This is a genomic window from Nodularia sp. LEGE 04288 (assembly GCF_963896525.1).
GTDB lineage: Bacteria > Cyanobacteriota > Cyanobacteriia > Cyanobacteriales > Nostocaceae > Nodularia.
Genome location: NZ_CAWQOY010000055.1, coordinates 1 through 18,109 on the forward strand (window position 1 = coordinate 1; position 18,109 = coordinate 18,109).

Here is an 18,109-nt window from a genome sequence, read left to right on the forward strand (position 1 = left end):
CCTGGTGTCTATTGCGCGGTGGAACCACACTGATCCCTTCCCGAACTCAGAGGTGAAACGCTGCTGCGGCGACGATAGTCTAGGGGTAGCCCTACGCAAAAATAGCTCGATGCCAGGTTTATCTTTCCACGAAGCCCCTTAGCTCTCATCATTGCTAGGGGGTTTTCGTTTATCCTGAATTTAGTAGCGGTATAACCACAGGCGATCGCTAAAAGCCATAATATAATTCTACACAGGTAGTTCATACACCAGTATTAACTGACCCAATAGAGAGAGAGCCTGCTTATAAACCAAGAAAAAGGCTTAATTTTTATGATTTTATTTGGCAACTCATATTTTTACTCGTAAAATCGAAGACAAAGTAAAAATCAGTAGAATCGATTCTATAAATTAATGAGTCAGTTAATAAGTCAGGGTGCGAGAGCTATCACTAAATCTCAAATGGTAGACCGGATAAATGATATCGCTTGGCAGGCTCACCAAGGTAGTGTAGCTGCGATTATTCAATTATTGAACGAAAAACTAGCTAACTCCGGGGTTAGAACCAGAGCTATTTTTGTCGATGGTGTTTTACAACTACTGTGTGAGGCCGCTAGAGAAGAGCAACTAGAGCAATCCACTCTAGTAGAACAAATCCAGCAAATCCTGAATCATATCACACCTCGTAATATTCGTCGAGTTAATATCAATAGTCGAATTGTTCGGGAAGAGCAATTACTTTGGCTGACGGAAATTTATCGCGATCATCAATTACTCTGGTCACAAGAAATTACACTAACTCAGCCTCATATCTTCAAGCAACTAATTGCAGATTTTCAAGAAGCTCAAACTCAAGTAAAAATCAATTTACCTCAGACCCAATTCTCTCGTCCTTCAGCATTTATTCAAAATTCATCCAAAAAGCGGATACTAGCAACAACTGGTTTATCTTCACTGTTATTGCTTGCTTGGCTTGTTTATGCCCAGTTAGGTGATAAACAGACGTTTATACAACTAAATATTCCTAACTCTTTAAATACAGCAAATGGTGATCAAACTAAAGCGGAATCCTTACCCCGTGCTGCTAATTATAGTATTTCTGCTCCTTTTGAGGAACCATTTTCAGCAGCTGTGCGAATTGCCAACCTAGCTTCGGAGAGAGGAAAAATAGCTACAACCTCAACTCAGTGGTTAGAATTAGCTGCTCAGTGGCAACGGGCTTCAGATTTAATGAGTATGGTACCACCCGACCACAGGCGCTATCAAGAAGCTAAAATTCGCACTCAACTATACAAGCAATATAGTGAGATAGCACAAGAAGAAGCGGAGAAAAATCAATCTTAGTTTCTGGGGTGGACTATATTTTAGTAAAGTGAGCTTATGGAGTGAGTCATGATTTGATTCAGGTGAGTTCTGTGGTGTGTAAGTTAAACACAGTCCTTAGTTGGGTTTCGCTTTGCTCAACCCAACCGACAAAAAATTGGAATTTTACTTGATTTGATTAAAATGGAATGCTGCCAATAATCATATTCTGGTCTGTCTGAAAATAAATTGACACCAATTTTTCCTAACTCCATTCCAGCATAACCAGCAGCTATACATACACCATAAACAGCAACTCCAGAACAGCTAGAGGTATAGCTGCACCCGCAACTTCTCCTGCTATTGCACCTCCTATAATTCCCCCCGTCTCTGCCATGAAATTATGTAAGTAAATTATTTATTGCCCTAAGTTGTTTTGGTTAAAAAGCCTGAAATTCAACATTTCCAATCAAACAAATCAGATTGTGTAGAGACGCAAAATTTCACGCCTCTACAAATTATGAAAACTGAACCTAACTAAACACTCATCTCTAACATCCGTTGCATTGGTCGCAGCGCCGCCTGGCGGATATCCTCTGACATGGTGATTTCAGGAGTGCGATTTTTCATCGCTAAATATAATTTTTCCAGTGTATTTAATCGCATAAATGGACATTCGTTGCAAGCACAGTTATTCAATGGTGGGGCAGGAATAAAGTGTTTGTCGGGAGCCAGTTTTTGCATTTGGTGAATGATACCTGGCTCTGTAGCCACGATAAATTCTTTTGTAGGGCTATTTTGACAATATTTGAGTAAAGCGGCTGTTGAGCCAATAAAACTGGCATGGCGTAATACACTACTTTCGCATTCCGGGTGAGCGATCGCCTCTGCTTCAGGATGTGTAATTTTTAACTGGACAATTTTCTTTTCGGAAAATGTTTCATGCACAATACAGCTACCTTGCCATAGCAACAAATCTCGTCCAGTTTGTTCCATAACATACCTCCCCAAGTTCCGATCTGGGGCAAAAATAATCGGCTGTGTCGATGGTATCTGTTGCACAATCTTCACAGCGTTGGAACTGGTGCAGATAATATCGCTCATGGCTTTAATCTGGGCTGAGCAGTTGATGTATGAAATTACCAGATGGTCTGGATGCGCTGCTTTAAAAGCGGCAAAGGCTTCTGGTGGACAACTGTCGGCTAAAGAACAACCAGCATCTAAATCTGGTAAAAGCACCAATTTATCAGGATTCAGGATCTTTGCTGTTTCTGCCATGAAGTGAACACCCGCGAAGACAATCACATCTGCATTGGTCTGGGCTGCGGCTTTGGCTAATTGTAATGAATCCCCAATAAAATCGGCGATATCCTGAATATCCGGTTCTTGATAGTAATGAGCCAAAATCACTGCGTTGAGTTCTTTTTTGAGAGTCTCAATGGCAGTAAATAAATCTAGCGGTAGTCCACCCGGTTGGGTTGGGTTTTTTTGAGGTAGTGCAGTGGTAAACACAGTTAGGGGTTGCTTTAAGTTGCAAGGTTTTGTCCTGTGGATTCAATTATAGTAGTTTTTACCAAAAATAGTAGAGGGTGTATGTCCCCTCATTTGTGTCCAAATTCGGCGGAGTTTCATATGCTGGAGATAGACGGCAAGGAAAGTGGCATGACCAGTCAAAAAACTCAATCAATAACCCTGAAAATTGCTGTGGTTGGAGATGTTCACGACCAATGGGAATTAGAAGATGGCATTGCACTCAAGCATCTGGGTGTTGACTTAGTGCTGTTTGTGGGCGATTTTGGCAATGAATCGGTGGATGTGGTCAGAGCGATCGCTTCCCTGGACATTCCCAAAGCAGCAGTAATGGGAAACCACGATGCCTGGTACACTGCCACGGAATGGGGGCGGAGGAAATGTCCCTATGACCGTTCTAAGTCAGATTGGGTACAGGAACAACTCGATTTATTGGGCCCTGCCCATGTAGGTTACGGCAAGCTGGATTTTCCGGCGTGGAATTTAACTGTGGTGGGGGGTCGTCCCTTTACCTGGGGTGGTCCAGAGTGGAAATTTGCGGACATCGTTCAAGAAAGATATGGTGTGACGAGTCTGGAAGAATCCGCCGATCGCATCGTCAAAGCCGTAAACAGCGCTGCTTATGAAACGATTATTTTTCTAGGTCACAATGGCCCTAGTGGTTTAGGCGATCGCCCCGAAGATCCCTGCGGTAAGGACTGGCATCCCATCGGTGGTGACTTTGGCGACCCTGACCTGGGCGCGGCGATTTCTCAGACCCTGACGACTGGTAAAACCATTCCTCTGGTGACATTTGGTCATATGCACCGCACCCTCAGACACACCAAAAAAGTCCAGCGCAAAGCTGTATTTAGAAGTCCAGAGGGAACAATTTACTTGAACGCGGCAACTGTACCCAGGATTTTGGAAAATCAGGGCGATAAGCTGCGTAGTTTTTCGATTGTTTCCCTAGATGCGGGAGAGGTTTCCCAAGTCTCCCAAGTTTGGATAGGCCATGATTTCCAGGTAACTTTAGAGGAAATTTTGTATGAGCGATCGCTACGCCAACCGGAGGCTTTTGCTTAGTGTGTCCTAGATATTTGCCTTCACTAGTGCAATCTGCGTAGATGATGAGATATAGTATGATCTGTCAGCTTGTTAATTTTCGACAAAGGCGCTATACTGCTGTATTGTCGTAGGTTAACTAAAAGCTCGACAGTTTTATTGGAGAGGTGGCAGAGTGGTCGATTGCGTCCGACTTGAAATCGGATGAGGCTAAAACCTCCGGGAGTTCGAATCTCCCCCTCTCCGTTGAAGAATTAAAAATTGAAAATTCAGAAGAATGAGGTTAGGTTAAGCCTTTGTTGTGGATAATGATGGCAACAAGAATTTTTGTTAGTTCTTCGCCTTCAATTTGCAGTTGACTAATTTCTACTAAATGTTTAATTTTTATTTGGTAGCAGCAAAGTATCCTCAATTTCTTGCCTAACTTCCCGGCTTACATAACAATCACTATTCAGACAGTCTATTAGCAACTTATTGGCATAGTAATACTGTTGTAATAGTGTCTTTTGAGCTTCATTGAACTGCCAGTCATGCCCAATATTGCAATGCTCAATCATGACAGATTTAAGCTGTTCAGTCCAAAGTTTACCATCAGTTATCCACCATTTCTGAAACGCTTTGCTATCCTTTTCCGGAGGTGGCAATTGGCTTTTGAGGTTGTCAAGCAAAATCTGTAACTCATGGCTGGGATTACGTTCTAGATCAAAATCAAGATTTGAATCAAATTCCTTATCAAAGATAACATTTGATTCTTGTCTACCTGCACACATTTTTTTTTCTTCAAAAGAGATTACAACCTCGAAACTTAAGGCTGAAAAACCTATACCGCAAATTGTTGGGGCGCAAGCTTTAAAAAAATCGCTGTCTGAAGTACCAGTAAAAGCTAGATCAAAGAGTAGAATCCGGGGAAGGTCTGTCAAGCCTAAGTCCCTATCCAGAATAAAATTATGCATCAAATGTAAATAGACTCCTCTGACTTGTGCTGGCGGATATGGCACAGTAGCTAAAGAAGACTTTTGCTCTACCCACCTCATGAAATTTTGTAACTGTTCATCCGTGCTGATTAGTCCATCAATTTTATGCTTCATTGATTGCATTAAATCATCCGCTTTCCGCATCATCCCTGCTGTGAGCAAAAAAACTTCTCGCCAGCGTTTCTCTGTGATTCGCTCTAGTAAACTTTCATAGGCTGAGTTGGCAACTATTTCACTTGCGGCGAAATATTCATGAAACGTTAGGTGAGAAAAAGAATAGATTCCTTTTGCTCTTTCTACTAATAACCCATGCTGTGCTTCAATAGATTTTAAAACGGCTTCACTATCCAGTCTCAAAGCGTCTGGATTCGTATCAGCATTGCGTAAGTTGCGAATAAAATCAACAATGTATGCTTCGGCAGTTTTTTGCTTAAAGAAATAGTCTTTCTGCTCAAAGGTTGTTAGACCTATTTGACTCAGCAAATCTTCCTTACGCTGCAAAGACAGGTTTTTGTAGACTTGATCTCGTTCAATGTTGCGTTTTGCATCCCATTTCTTCAACAAAACATCTAATCCTTCTTGATAAAGCTCAGAACGGTTTGCAGGGAAGTCTCCACTATCTCCAAACACTAAACATAGTAATGTCAGTAGTAAAGGACTACTTGCTAGTTCTTGGATTGATTTGTTTTCCTTCACTTTTTGAATAAATCTTTCACCTTTAACTGAATCCGTGAACTGGAACCAGTTTTGAGCAAAAATGGCTATTTGTTTTTCGTCAAAATCTGCCATTTCCACTTCTGTGAAAGTTTCAAATGTGTATTCTTTGGCAGCAATGCGACAGGTAATGACAAATTGATTGGTATGAAACTGATCAGAAAAGTCCCGAATTTGTAGTAAAGTCCTTTTGGTGTCTTCTTCTCGTACTTCATCCAAGCCATCAAGCAATACTAATGCCTTACCCTGGTTTAACAGTTTCTCTACTGTCACACTGGCATCAATTACCCCGCAGTTTGACAATTGTTCAGCAATATATTTAAAAATATCTGGTTGTTTAGGTGCTTCTGCAAAATCTTTTAAAGTGATAAACAAGGGAACTCTGTTTGCTTGAAACCTTCCTTCAATACACTGCATTGCTAGATATTTTAAAAAGGTGCTTTTTCCTGCTCCTGGTTTACCCAACACCATCAGCTTACTATGACTTTTTACAACCTCTAGCCCTGAGACTCGTTTCTGTTTTACCCCACTAAGTCCAGGGCGCTCAAAGTTATCATGGTCACAGGTTTGCATTAATTCCGCCATTTTTAGTCGTCTTCGTCCTGTTATTTCCTCCAGAATATTGACATTCGTGTAAATACCTTGTTTACCTGTTAACTTAATTGGCTTAGGCATATCTAATACCCGCATAGTTCCACACTTTTCTTTGATGTAGGAATTTACTTGTTTGCGGATATCTTGCACTAAGGTATCAATAGAATTATTTATTTCATCTGTAGTTAAATGACCAGAGGGTTTTTGCTGTGAGTATCTTTTGCTCAGATGCTCCCGTAAACGGCTTTCTTTAACAGGGCCATTTCCAATGATAGAAAATTTTTTGTAAATACCTGAAAGGCAAGTATTGAGGTTACTTAAAGAAATGTTTAATTTTTGAGTTACGTCAACTCGACTCTTACTACGACCGAATATTTCCAGAAAGATTTCTTTCTCTCTGTGCGACAATTCACTGTATTGCTCCAGTTGCTTAAGAAAGTTCTCTGGTATAGACATTGACCACTCCGACTATTACTTATAAGCCAGTGTAGCCAAAGTTTTAATCAAAATGTGGAGTTAAGTCAGTGTAAGTCAGGCTAAGTCAGATAAATAACTACAAAAAAAAATTGCGACATTGAACTCAGTCAAGCTACTGAGGCAATTGCAATGCTAGAAATACTAATCCCTATGGTTATAAATAAGTCTGTTGAAGTTGTTGTTGGAATACTGCTGGCAAAGTTTTTTAAATCGGTACTGAGTGATGCCAATATCAAAATTGCCAACAACTTTCTGAAAATGCAGATTGTTTTACTTTATCTTGATTGGGTTTTACTAAAAACACCACTAGAATCTCTCCCAGAGGAATCACAAGAGAGGTAATAATGTTTCACGCCGAAACGCACCAGCGCAGCGTATTGCTAAAGCGTAGCGTGGCGTAGGCTCTATTACGAAGTACTTTAGGCGCAAAGAATTGGCGTGAAACTGTGCTTTTATTCAGCAGGTTTGTTAGTAGCTCGATTAGCACGCGCCTCAGCCGAAGCCATGACTTCATCGAAATTCTCTAGCATTTCACCAGGGAAGTTTTCCAAAACCCTTGTAGAAAGAGCCACACGACCTTTACCTTCATCTAAGTCAATAATTACAGCTTTAATTTTTTGACCAATTTGAAAGACTTTTTCGAGAGAGTCAATGAATTTTTGGCTGACTTGCTTAATATGTAGCAAGGCACTGAGACCATCTAAATCTACAAATACTCCGAAAGGTTTAATTCCAGTAACTTTACCTTCTACGAGTTGATTTAGTTCTAATAAGCTGAAGCTGCTAGAACGAGTTGCCAAGCGTTGGGAAAGTATCAGTTTGTTGGTATTACGATTAATTTCTAAAAAAGCCACAGTCAAACTTTGACCTTTAAGTGCTTCTAAGTTATCACGCTCTGCTAAATGCGATCGCGGAATAAATCCTCGCAAGGAAAGCAGATCAACGGTAACACCACCTTTATTCACACCCGTTACCCTGACTTGCACCGTCTGGCCACCTTCGTTCATTTGGATCAGTCGTTCCCAGACTTGCTGAATTTCCAACTGCTTGCGCGAAAGAGTGACTTGACCTTCTGCATCCTGGTCGCGGATAATCAAAAACTCCAGTTCCTCTTGCAATGGCAGTACCTCCGATAAATCGGTCACTGCTCTCAAAGAAGCCTCTTCACGAGGGATAAAAGCGGATGACTTACCACCAATATCTACATAGGCTCCATTGGGGTCAAGTTGAAATACTTTCCCACGTACAACTTGTCCCTTTTGAAACTGGTAGTCGTGTACTTCTAGTGCTTTGGCAAAATCGTCCATCGTAAAAGACGAATTGGCTGGTTGAGAAAGTTTCGATTCGGAGTTCATGACGATTGAAGATAAATTATTATTTGATGTGATGCCACTGGAGTTTTACTAAACACCTAACAAATTCCGACCTAGTAGGAGTGTTAGGTAATTATGGCATGATTATTTGGTAGGCAAAACAACCTAAAATAGCTGGAATAGTCCCCAATCTGGGAACTTCACAGTATTTTTCTCTTTAGTACAGCACGGCATAAATAGGACAACTACTAAGAAATCAATGAAAAGGCTATAGAGTCAGATTTTTGACTTTTGACCCCTTCGGGGTTCGCCAGTCGCTCATGGGGGAAACCCCCTTGGCGTTAGCCTCTCCCTTTGGGAGAAGACCGCGCTGGCTCACTTTTGACTTTTGACTTCCGCCCTGCGGTACTAGGCTCCTAACACACTGCCAAAAAGTTGTTTCACCTGTTCCCAAGCATCAGCTGCGGCTTTAGGATTATAGCTGGCGCGATGGTCACAAAAAAATCCGTGGTTAGCTCCATCGTAGCGAAACACACGATGAGGAATTTGGTATTTTTCTAATTCTGCGGTAATTTGATCTACCTGTTCGCTGGGGATGCTGACATCTTCCACACCAAAGAAAGTATATATGGTTCCTTTGATATCTGGAGTACGGGTGATAGTGGGTGCGCCACCTCCTGGCGTGCGAGTCACAATTCCAGCACCGTAGAAGGCAGCAGTCGCTGTGATATCTGGTAGGGTAGCAGCTAAATATGCTACATGACCACCAAAACAAAAGCCAATACACCCAAAGCTATCTGGTTTCACCTGGGGTAGAGTTTTGAGAAAGTCGATGGCTGATTGAATATCACTCAATAACTCTGATGCTTGAGTTTGCTGCCAAGCATATTTTCTCCCAATTTCCATGTCTTCCGGGGTGTAGCCGGTTTCAAAACCAGGGGCTTGACGTTGAAAAAGTGCCGGGGCGATCGCTACATATCCTTGTTGAGCAATTCTTTCTGTAACTTCCCGAATGTGAACATTGACACCAAATATCTCCTGTAATACCACAACTCCCGGATAAGAACCAGGTGCTTGTGGTTGCGCCAAATAAGCCGATATTTGGAGATTATCTTGCGAAAGCTTCACAGTTGTGGTATCTATTGTTTGCTTTGACATAAAAATTTTTACTAGTGCTGTGTCATTAGGTATGTAATTATTTGATATAACTATGCCAGTAACTACAGCTATTTCTCATCAAAATTATTAATTAGCAAAAGTGAGCAGATTAAAAATTTCTACCTAAAAAATTCCATGTGTATATAAGATATCTAATATGTCATAAATGCACTTAGTTCGTTGCCTCTACTAATATCAATAGGTTTGGTAATGATTCAATTCCGTATTCAGCCAGACAGTGAAATTCCGGCTTCAAACCAGCTATTTAATCAAATTCGGTTTGCGATCGCTTCCCGGCAATATCCGCCTGGATACAAATTGCCCAGCACACGGGCATTAGCCATGCAAACAGGGTTACACCGCAATACCATTAGCAAAGTTTACCGCCAATTGGAAGAAGACGGGTTTGTGGAAAGTCTAGCTGGTTCGGGAATTTATGTGCGGACCCAAGGGCATGAAGGCGGTGGCAGGGTGCAATATCCCATTGTCAAAAAACAAGCCGAAGATGCATATAAACTGGTGCAAAAAGCACTTGATGAAATGCTTTCTCAGGGGTATTCACTCAATCAAGCACGGGAGCTATTTTTAGCTGAAATTGACTGGCGCTTACGTTGTAGCGCCCAAGTGCTGGTGGCAGTTCCCTCTCATGACATGGGTGCAGGTGAATTAATGGTGTATGAATTAGAACTGTCTCTAAACATCCCTGTACAGTTGGTAGCGATGGAAGAATTAACAGCCGTACTAGATAAAACTAATTCGGCAACAGTGGTCACAAGTCGTTATTTCATTAGCGATGTAGAAGCGATCGCTGCCCCGAAAGCTGTACGTGTGATTCCTCTGGATATCTACGACTACACCAAAGAACTCGACCTGCTCAAAACCCTGCCAAAGCAAAATTGTGTAGGTATAGTTAGTCTGAGTTCGGGAATTGCCAGGGCCGCAGAAGTGATTCTTCACGGTTTACGAGGAGATGAACTATTGATCATGACTTCACAACCAAAGGACGTGTACAAACTGCAAGCGATCGTCAAACGGGCAGAAGTAATTATCAGCGATCAAGCCAGTTTTCCCACTGTACACGCAGCAGTACAAGCATCCCTTGAAGACATTATTCGTCCACCTAAACTGATTAAGGTGGAAAATTATATTGGGGCTAATTCGATTAATTTGTTAAAACGCGAACTGGGTTTGGGCTAGGGATTTTCCAAAAATCAATTATCCAGATCAAAGTTCTCTTACCAGACGCTATGGGGCGATTACTGCGGAGCGCGAGGCAGCACACGCTACGCGAAGGCGATCGATCTATCATGTAGAGTCTAGGTTATCAGTCCCGGAAGGTCGCCACCAATTGCGTTTTGAGTTTAAGGTTACGGGTCAGCCAGATGGCTATAAAACCGTTTGTGAAGTATCCCCTTTCTGATTTCAAGAAAGAAACGCTCCAACATTTGTTTTATCAAATAAGTCGAAGAGATTCAAGGTAGTGATGAAGACAATCAGGTGTATCAGCATATTGAGATAAGTCAGAAATTATTGTTCTTTGTGTTAATAATAGTACAACTTTTACCTTGAGAGTGAAATATGGATAATTCCCATTATTAGCCTCATTTATCAGTTTTTGAAGAAAAGCAAATAAAAATTCAATCTCAAACTTTCCTCTAAAACTTTTCTGTCGTGTATTAACCTTCAACTCAGATTTTTTAGCATCTAATTCCTGTTGCGTAATGACAGGTATATCTGGAAATTTGTTATGTAAATCGTCGATTGTGTATATTGCGATGACTTGGTTTAAGTCAAACTGGATCAAACGCAACAGGCTCAGATCTGAAATATTGAGTCTGCTAGACTTATCTCTGTGACAAGCAATCCAAGCATTCAATAGCTCAACTGCATTATGAAATTCTTCTTGTAATTTTTCGTAAAGAGAAATACATCTTTCAAAGTTCTCATCTAATTCTGTCAATTTAAACTCACTTTTCAAAATTTCAGAAAAACATTGAACTGATGTATAGAAATTTTCTACTGAGTAGCCAGGCGTTTCATATATTCTATTGATGCCCATGTCATCAATTGATTGGTCAAAATCTTTATCTACAAAGTAGGCTGTTTTAGCATTTGCATAATGATTACGTGATGAGAGCATTCTATAAATTCCTAGAACTCCCTCTTTACCGTTGCAATTGAGATATATATCTTTCTTTGGTTTCGTAATAGTCTTTATTCTGATTCCATAATACTTACTATCTTCTCCTTCAAAGAAGCAGTAAAGTGCCGATTCATATTGTTTATATAACCTCGTAAATTCAACAAATACAGTTACGGCTTTACCACGGGAAGCCCTCAAATTATCTACTGACATTCATTCCTCTCGCACAAAAATATCTAGATCGTTAGCATTGAAATCCAACTCATTATCAAAGATAAATGGGGAATGAGTGACCGCTAGTAGCAGTCTACATTTTCCTGATTTCAGGATATCAGGAAGTAAAAGCTTTTGCCATTCAAGGGAAAGTGATAGTTCTGGTTCATCAAATAAAAGAATAAATTCCTCAGAAGATTCCAGATAAATCTTTGAAAAGAGTGATATTATCTGTTTTTCGCCAGATGAAAGATTTTTAATATCAATTGGACTATTATTTCTAGTTTGAATTATGGATATATCTACATTGGCTTCATCATAAATAATGCGTTTTTTGTTTAAATATTTATTGCATATTGTAGCAAATTGGTTTATTGAGTCATCTTTCTCTTTCTGCTGCTCATATAAACCAACCAGTTTTGATAGGAAATAGACTAGTTGATCATATTGAGGAGAATTTATTTCTCCAGAACTCACTAACTTTTCGATTCTTTTTCTGTCAGATTTTGATATATTCTTTTCACCAACACGGCTTAAGACTATATTCAGCGTGTCTGGCTGAATACTATCTCTCATATCCTGAGTAATTTCAATTCCCTCAAGAAATTGAGTTAAAATTTCACCCATAACTTTAGAAAAAAGGTTAAGTGCTGAGTTTCTAATAGCAGTTTTAATCTCATTAAACTTGCCGATGACATCATCCATCCCAAATTGAATAAGTTTATCTTCTCCTTCTTCAAAACTTAAACGCTCAAATTTCTCTTCTTCATAACCCAAACTTTTAAGGTCTTCTTCAATTCTTCTATATGTCGGAAAATATAAGATAGATTCGTTAAGATTATCCTGAATAGTTTTTCTAATTTTGTCAACCTTACTTTTTTGATCTTCCCCTTTTGGACTCCTGAATGTTACATCTATCTCTTCTAATATGTCATAGTATTTAGAGGGCATAGACACTCCATGTCTATCTATTAGATATAACAAGCGTCTACGAACTATTTCCGGTGATGAGTTTTTCCTTATCTCTCTCCGTATTATTTCTATTTCTCTACTAGGTATAAATGGTCTCAGCAAGGAAATAAACTCAAAAATATCGCGTTGGTAAAATGACTTTAAATCATTTTTTTTAATTTCGACACTCACTCCAGATGCAAATTCAAGACCTATGGAGTTAAAGTCTATTGCACTCAATTTATGAAACTTACAAGAGATTGAGTAGTACAGTGCATTTAGAATCGTAGTTTTTCCAGAACCGTTTTCTGCAATTAGAATAACGGCTTCTTTATCGAAAGGAATTTTGACATCTTTAAAGCCAAATAAGCCGTTTATTGAAAACGACTTTAATTGACTTGAGTTCAAATGTTCTCCAAGTAACATAACTATAAATTCCAGTAGCTAGTGATTAAGACAATCCAAAACATACCAAACGCATATTGTAGAAGATTCAATCTTATACAACCGATTAATCATAGCGAACAATTAGCTGCTCATAGTGTACTCTCTTGAAATGCTAGAATCAGAGTCTCCAGTAAAATCCTTGAATTCCCAACTCGAATTGCTAATTGCTCCAGTTTCATCTTCTGGGAGAGGTGGTGTTTCACATTCCAGAACAAAGCTTATGGATTAACTTTCAATATATTATCTAGTACAAAATAATTTTAACTTAACTCAGAGCGCAATTGTCCTGTTGATAAGCTACCCGAAATGTTAAAGATAGCAAACTGCACTGGCTTCATAACTATGTGGGGCGATTCTTAGGTCGCGCTTCGCGATCGCACTATCATGTAGAGTCTAGGTTATCAGTCCCGGAAGGTCGTCATCAATTTAATATAGATTATCCTAGATACTTAAAAACGATTCCAGTTAGACTTATGGATAACACGCTGCAATTATTAACCCCTGTACAACTCGGTACTTACACCTTACCGAATCGTCTGGTGATGGCTCCCTTGACTCGCTGTCGTGCTGCGGCTGGCAACGTTCCCTACGAACTCCATGCCACCTACTATGCACAACGGGCAACCGCTGGACTGATTATTTCCGAAGCAACCCAAGTCTGTCCCCAAGGACAAGGTTATCCCGCTACCCCCGGCATCCATTCCGCTGAACAGATTGCTGGCTGGAAAAAAGTTACCCAAGCTGTTCACGACAAAGGTGGTCGCATTTTTCTGCAACTCTGGCACGTTGGGCGCATTTCCCATCCTGATTTTCAGCCAAATGGTGAATTACCCGTTGCCCCTAGCGCGATCGCCCCAACAGGAGAAGTCGGAACCTACGAAGGCATGAAACCCTACGTCGCGCCCCGCGCCCTTGAACTCGAAGAAATCCCCAGCGTGATTGACCAATATCGTCAAGGTGCGAAAAATGCCCTCGAAGCAGGCTTTGACGGCGTTGAAGTACATGGCGCAAATGGTTATCTAATTGATCAATTTTTGCAAGACTGCACCAACCACCGCACCGATGCCTATGGCGGCTCAGTAGAAAATCGATCGCGCTTTTTGATGGAAGTTCTGGAAGCCATCACTGAAGTCTGGGGTGGCGATCGCGTTGGTTTGCGATTATCTCCTTCCGGCAGTTTTAACGACATGGGTGACTCAGACCCCAAGACCCTCTTCAGCTACGTCGTACAGGAACTCAACAAATTTAACTTAGCCTACCTGCACCTCATCGAACCCCGTCTCAATGCGAGCCAAGACACCCTAGAACATCTCAGTAGCGACCTCACCGCTGGTTTTTTCCGTCCCCTGTTTAACAGTAAAATTATTGCCGCTGGCGGATTAAACCGTGAAATTGGCGAACAAATCATCTCCAAGGGCGAAGCTAATCTAATTGCCTATGGTCGCATCTATATTTCCAATCCTGATCTTGTGAAACGTTTTGCCCTGAATGCGTCGTTGAATCCCTACGATCGCAGTACCTTTTACGGCGGCACAGAACAGGGCTACACTGACTATCCCTTTTTAGAACAAGCTTAAAGTTATGACCTCGGAGTGCCGATTTTAAGAGTTGCTCTAGCTTGGTGATTGGCACTCCCAAAAGCTGCCTAGAAATATTTTTTGTGATTTGTGGCGATCGCCTCTGGCACTGCGCTCCGCGCAATCGCAGCCTGCGGTTGCTCGACGTTGGTGATTACTCTTTGACACTCCCCTGGCTAAAGCCGTTCGCGTAAGCGTCTCGCTAGAGAGGGGATTCTACATTCACAGACTGGCCATTAGACAATAAAATGGTAAATTGCAATGGGTTCATAACTATGTTGAGCGATCATGTCAAGTCTAGCGGGTGCAATCCTCGCGTTTTGTAAAATTAAGTTAACCCGCTTGTGGTTCCGGTGCATTAACTTGCAAAAACTCTCGCACCAGATGCAGGTAAGTTGATGCATCTTCTAACATGGGAAAATGCGATGTATTGGGAATCATGGCAAATTCAATATTCTCACTCTTTGCTGCCGCTTGACGACCCATTTCGGCAGGAATAATCTGGTCATACTCACCAGCCACCAGCAAAGTTGGTACTGTCAACTTGGCAAACTCATCGGGCATTAATTCCGCTTGTGCTTTACTAACTGAAGTATAAATTGTCCCTAACGCTGCATCATAGTCTGCTTCGAGAAAATCTTGTAAAAAAGCCTGACGCTCGGAACTAGGAATGGGGCTATGCAAAAATCTAGCCATAAATATTCTGTCCACGAACGGTATTTTCCCTAACCACTTGGGACGAAATTTGACTACGTAGCCACCAAATTTATGAAAAGCTGTGAAGGCTTTTTCGTCGTACTCAAAAATACCGCTACAGGTTAAAATCCCTCGTTCTACTCGTTGGGGATAACTGTTGATAAACAATGTAGCAATAGATGCACCCATTGAATGAGCATTAATATAAATGCGCTGGAGTTGCAATTCATCTAGCAAAGCTGCTAAATCCTCAACATACTCTTCTAATTCATAGGTTAACTCTTTGATTGCTGCCGATTTTTCTGGGATTGACTGGGACTCCACAACAGATTCACTGGCTTCGGCTATGTTAGGTTTTCCATGAGAACGCCCAAAGCCCCGCAAATCGTAGAGTAAACAATCAAATTGGTCTACTAAAGCATCAGCCGTGCTTTTCCAGTACCTAGCTGAACCAGCCCAACCATGAATAAAAACCATCACTGGCTTTACCAAAGAACCAGATGGTTTTTTCACCCATTCATAATAATGCTCAACACCACGAACACAAATATAAGGCATTTTCCCCAAGTCAAAAGTCAAAAGCAAAACAGGATAGTCTAAGTAGTTTACCTTATAATACACTGGCAAACTCCCAAGGAGTCAAAAGTCAATGACCAATGACCAATGACCAATGACTAATGACTACTAAGCTGATTCTGGCTTAGGTAGGGAAGACGGATGCACGATCAATTCAGCTGTTGAGCGCTTCTCTACCATTTCCTTGGTCACCATGCAGCGAGTCACATCTTGACGAGATGGTAATTCGTACATGACATCAAGCATCAATTCTTCCACAATGCCCCGCAACGCTCTAGCGCCTGTTTTCCGACGGTAGGCTTCTTGAGCGATCGCCCGCAAAGCATCCTGTTTGAAATCTAATTCGACATTATCCATATTGAGCAGCTTTTGGTACTGTTTCACCAAAGCACTGCGTGGTTGGGTCAAAATCGCCATCAGCGCTTCTTCATCCAACGGATCAACCACCGCTACCATTGGTACACGTCCAATAAATTCGGGAATCATGCCAAACTTCACTAGGTCATCTGGTTCTAGATAGCGCAGAGTGTGGGCAGTCCGCTTCTCTTTGGACTGACTGTCTCCCGGCTGGACAAAACCCATTGACTTTTTGCCTGCTCTTTGCTCTACTACCTTCTCTAAACCTACGAAGGCACCGCCACAGACAAACAGAATATTGCTCGTATCAATCTGGATACAGTCTTGATAAGGATGCTTACGTCCTCCTTGAGGAGGCACATTGGCGATTGTCCCCTCTAACATTTTCAGCAAAGCTTGCTGCACGCCTTCACCAGAAACATCGCGTGTAATTGAAGGATTTTCACTTTTGCGAGCTACTTTGTCTATTTCGTCAATGTAGATAATTCCGCGCTGGGCTTCCTCAACATCCAAATCTGCCACTTGTAACAGGCGCAGGAGGATATTTTCTACATCTTCACCGACATACCCTGCTTCTGTCAGTGTCGTGGCATCAGCCACAGCAAAGGGTACATCCAAGATTGTGGCCAAGGTTTGCGCCAGGAGGGTTTTACCGCAACCAGTCGGGCCAATTAACAAAATATTGGACTTTTGCAGTTCTACGGCATCGTCTGCCTCATTTTTGCCTTTCGACTGAATGACTGCTAGTCGCTTGTAGTGGTTATATACCGCCACTGATAACACTTTCTTGGCTTCGTCTTGACCAATAACGTGTTCATCTAGATAATTTTTAATCTCTCTGGGCTTAGGAATTTGGTTAAATGAGAGATTAGAAGAGCGCGCCCGACGTTTTTGAGGTGGTTCTGACCTTGGTGCTGGTTGTGACGCAGCGGTATTCGTGTCGAGTAGCTCTTCATCTAGGATTTCATTACACAAGTCAACGCATTCATCGCAGATGTAGACTCCCGGCCCTGCGATTAATTTACGCACCTGCTCTTGAGACTTGCCACAAAACGAACATTTCAAATGGGAGTCGTACTTAGACATACCAGCCTCTTATTTCAGAATGGTGACGTTTTCCCCTACGGTGGGAATATTTTGTCTGGAGATGACTTGATCAATCAAACCGTAATTTTTTGCCTCTTCTGCCGACATAAAAAAGTCACGTTCGGTATCTGCCTCAAGTCTTTCCAGGGATTGACCAGTATGATGGCCTAGTAACTGATTCAACTTAGCCTTAACGTAAAGAATTTCTCTCGCTTGAATCTCAATATCAATGGCTTGACCTTGAGCGCCACCCAGTGGTTGGTGAATCATGATGCGAGAGTCAGGTAGAGACATCCGTTTACCAGCAGAACCTGCTGCTAACAAAAATGCTCCCATGCTTGCGGCTAATCCAAAACATATGGTAACAACATCAGGACGGATTTGCTGCATTGTATCATAAATTGCCATCCCTGCGTAGACGGAACCGCCAGGAGAATTGATATAGATTTGAATATCTTTTTCTGAGTCTTCCGCGTCTAGAAACAGCAATTGAGCCACAATGGAATTGGCAACAGCATCATCTATGGGAGTACCCAAAAAGATAATCCGCTCTCGCAGCAGGCGGGAGTAAATGTCAAAAGCTCTTTCTCCCATGCCAGACTGTTCAACCACCATCGGGACAATATTGGTTGGTTGGCTCATGTGGGAGCTAAATTTGATTCTACTTAAACTATTGATGGGGTCATTTCCCGACTGCGATAGAAGCATATAAGCACAATTGAGAATTAAGTGAGGACAGGTTTGGTAGCAGTTATTGCTGCCTTTTCAACGGATGGGATTTTATTTGAGCTATTTGTTAACCATTATGCCTTATCTATATTGCTCTCGGTAAAGCAGATCAAGTTAAAGCGATGACATATGCCCGATTTTTTCCATACTTCTGCAATATTTCCGCGAAATTTGCTGTAGAAACGCGATAAATCACGTCTCTACAAACAAGTGCCGAGTTGGAAAAATTTTTACTCAGCACTCAGCCAG

General features: G+C 41.4%; 14 protein-coding genes, 1 tRNA gene and 1 rRNA gene. 7 read left to right on the top strand and 9 right to left on the bottom strand.

Annotation, left to right across the window (positions count from 1 at the left end):
* Both rrf and AACX33_RS04280 read left to right on the top strand, forming a co-directional pair.
* Positions 1-118, top strand: a 5S ribosomal RNA gene (gene rrf, locus AACX33_RS04275).
* A 275-nt stretch (positions 119-393) separates the two neighbouring features.
* A complete protein-coding gene (locus AACX33_RS04280) occupies positions 394-1,323 on the top strand; it encodes a hypothetical protein (RefSeq protein ID WP_227788858.1) in 930 nt (309 codons plus the stop codon).
* Between the two features lie 495 nt (positions 1,324-1,818).
* Here the strand turns inward: AACX33_RS04280 and nadA are convergent, their stop codons facing one another.
* Positions 1,819-2,793 carry a quinolinate synthase NadA gene (gene nadA / locus AACX33_RS04285; RefSeq protein WP_194001405.1) on the bottom strand — a complete coding sequence of 325 codons (975 nt, stop codon included), beginning with the start codon at positions 2,791-2,793 and terminating at the stop codon, positions 1,819-1,821.
* Positions 2,794-2,943: 150 nt separating this feature from the next.
* Here nadA and AACX33_RS04290 point away from each other — a divergent pair, with 150 nt between their 5' ends.
* Positions 2,944-3,876: a TIGR04168 family protein gene (locus AACX33_RS04290; RefSeq protein WP_194001407.1), complete on the top strand. Its 933-nt coding sequence runs from the start codon at positions 2,944-2,946 to the stop codon at positions 3,874-3,876.
* Between the two features lie 140 nt (positions 3,877-4,016).
* Positions 4,017-4,101, top strand: a tRNA-Ser gene (locus AACX33_RS04295).
* Between the two features lie 131 nt (positions 4,102-4,232).
* Here the strand turns inward: AACX33_RS04295 and AACX33_RS04300 are convergent.
* The gene (locus AACX33_RS04300; protein ID WP_194001409.1) at positions 4,233-6,593 is read right to left on the bottom strand and encodes an NACHT domain-containing protein; all 2,361 of its coding nucleotides are present in this window, start codon (positions 6,591-6,593) and stop codon (positions 4,233-4,235) included.
* A gap of 150 nt (positions 6,594-6,743) precedes the next feature.
* Here AACX33_RS04300 and AACX33_RS04305 point away from each other — a divergent pair, with 150 nt between their 5' ends.
* A complete protein-coding gene (locus AACX33_RS04305; RefSeq protein ID WP_194001411.1) occupies positions 6,744-6,956 on the top strand; it encodes a hypothetical protein in 213 nt (70 codons plus the stop codon).
* Between the two features lie 110 nt (positions 6,957-7,066).
* Here the strand turns inward: AACX33_RS04305 and AACX33_RS04310 are convergent, their stop codons facing one another.
* Both AACX33_RS04310 and AACX33_RS04315 read right to left on the bottom strand, forming a co-directional pair.
* Positions 7,067-7,969, bottom strand: a complete 903-nt coding sequence (locus AACX33_RS04310; RefSeq protein WP_194001413.1) for a S1 RNA-binding domain-containing protein — start codon at positions 7,967-7,969, stop codon at positions 7,067-7,069.
* 366 nt (positions 7,970-8,335) lie between these two features.
* Entirely contained in the window at positions 8,336-9,085 is a 750-nt protein-coding gene (locus tag AACX33_RS04315; RefSeq protein WP_194001415.1) for a dienelactone hydrolase family protein, read from the bottom strand.
* 210 nt (positions 9,086-9,295) lie between these two features.
* Between AACX33_RS04315 and AACX33_RS04320 the strand changes: the two genes are divergently transcribed.
* On the top strand, positions 9,296-10,282 hold the full coding sequence (locus AACX33_RS04320) for a GntR family transcriptional regulator (protein WP_194001417.1): 987 nt from the start codon (positions 9,296-9,298) through the stop codon (positions 10,280-10,282).
* Between the two features lie 256 nt (positions 10,283-10,538).
* On the opposite strand, the gene AACX33_RS04325 is transcribed toward AACX33_RS04320, so the two are convergent.
* A complete protein-coding gene (locus AACX33_RS04325; RefSeq protein ID WP_194001419.1) occupies positions 10,539-11,441 on the bottom strand; it encodes a DUF4435 domain-containing protein in 903 nt (300 codons plus the stop codon).
* Positions 11,442-12,818, bottom strand: coding sequence for an AAA family ATPase (locus AACX33_RS04330; protein ID WP_194001421.1), 1,377 nt, complete (start codon positions 12,816-12,818; stop codon positions 11,442-11,444).
* A 494-nt stretch (positions 12,819-13,312) separates the two neighbouring features.
* Between AACX33_RS04330 and AACX33_RS04335 the strand changes: the two genes are divergently transcribed.
* The gene (locus tag AACX33_RS04335; RefSeq protein ID WP_194001423.1) at positions 13,313-14,416 is read left to right on the top strand and encodes an alkene reductase; all 1,104 of its coding nucleotides are present in this window, start codon (positions 13,313-13,315) and stop codon (positions 14,414-14,416) included.
* A 333-nt stretch (positions 14,417-14,749) separates the two neighbouring features.
* Here the strand turns inward: AACX33_RS04335 and AACX33_RS04340 are convergent, their stop codons facing one another.
* The 3 genes from AACX33_RS04340 to clpP form a co-directional block, all read right to left on the bottom strand.
* Positions 14,750-15,670: an alpha/beta fold hydrolase gene (locus AACX33_RS04340; protein WP_194001425.1), complete on the bottom strand. Its 921-nt coding sequence runs from the start codon at positions 15,668-15,670 to the stop codon at positions 14,750-14,752.
* 126 nt (positions 15,671-15,796) lie between these two features.
* Complete coding sequence (clpX, locus tag AACX33_RS04345; RefSeq protein ID WP_194001427.1) at positions 15,797-17,131, bottom strand: ATP-dependent protease ATP-binding subunit ClpX; 1,335 nt, start codon at positions 17,129-17,131, stop codon at positions 15,797-15,799.
* Positions 17,132-17,140: 9 nt separating this feature from the next.
* Positions 17,141-17,839: an ATP-dependent Clp endopeptidase proteolytic subunit ClpP gene (clpP, locus tag AACX33_RS04350; RefSeq protein WP_194001429.1), complete on the bottom strand. Its 699-nt coding sequence runs from the start codon at positions 17,837-17,839 to the stop codon at positions 17,141-17,143.
* Positions 17,840-18,109: the final 270 nt, after the last annotated feature.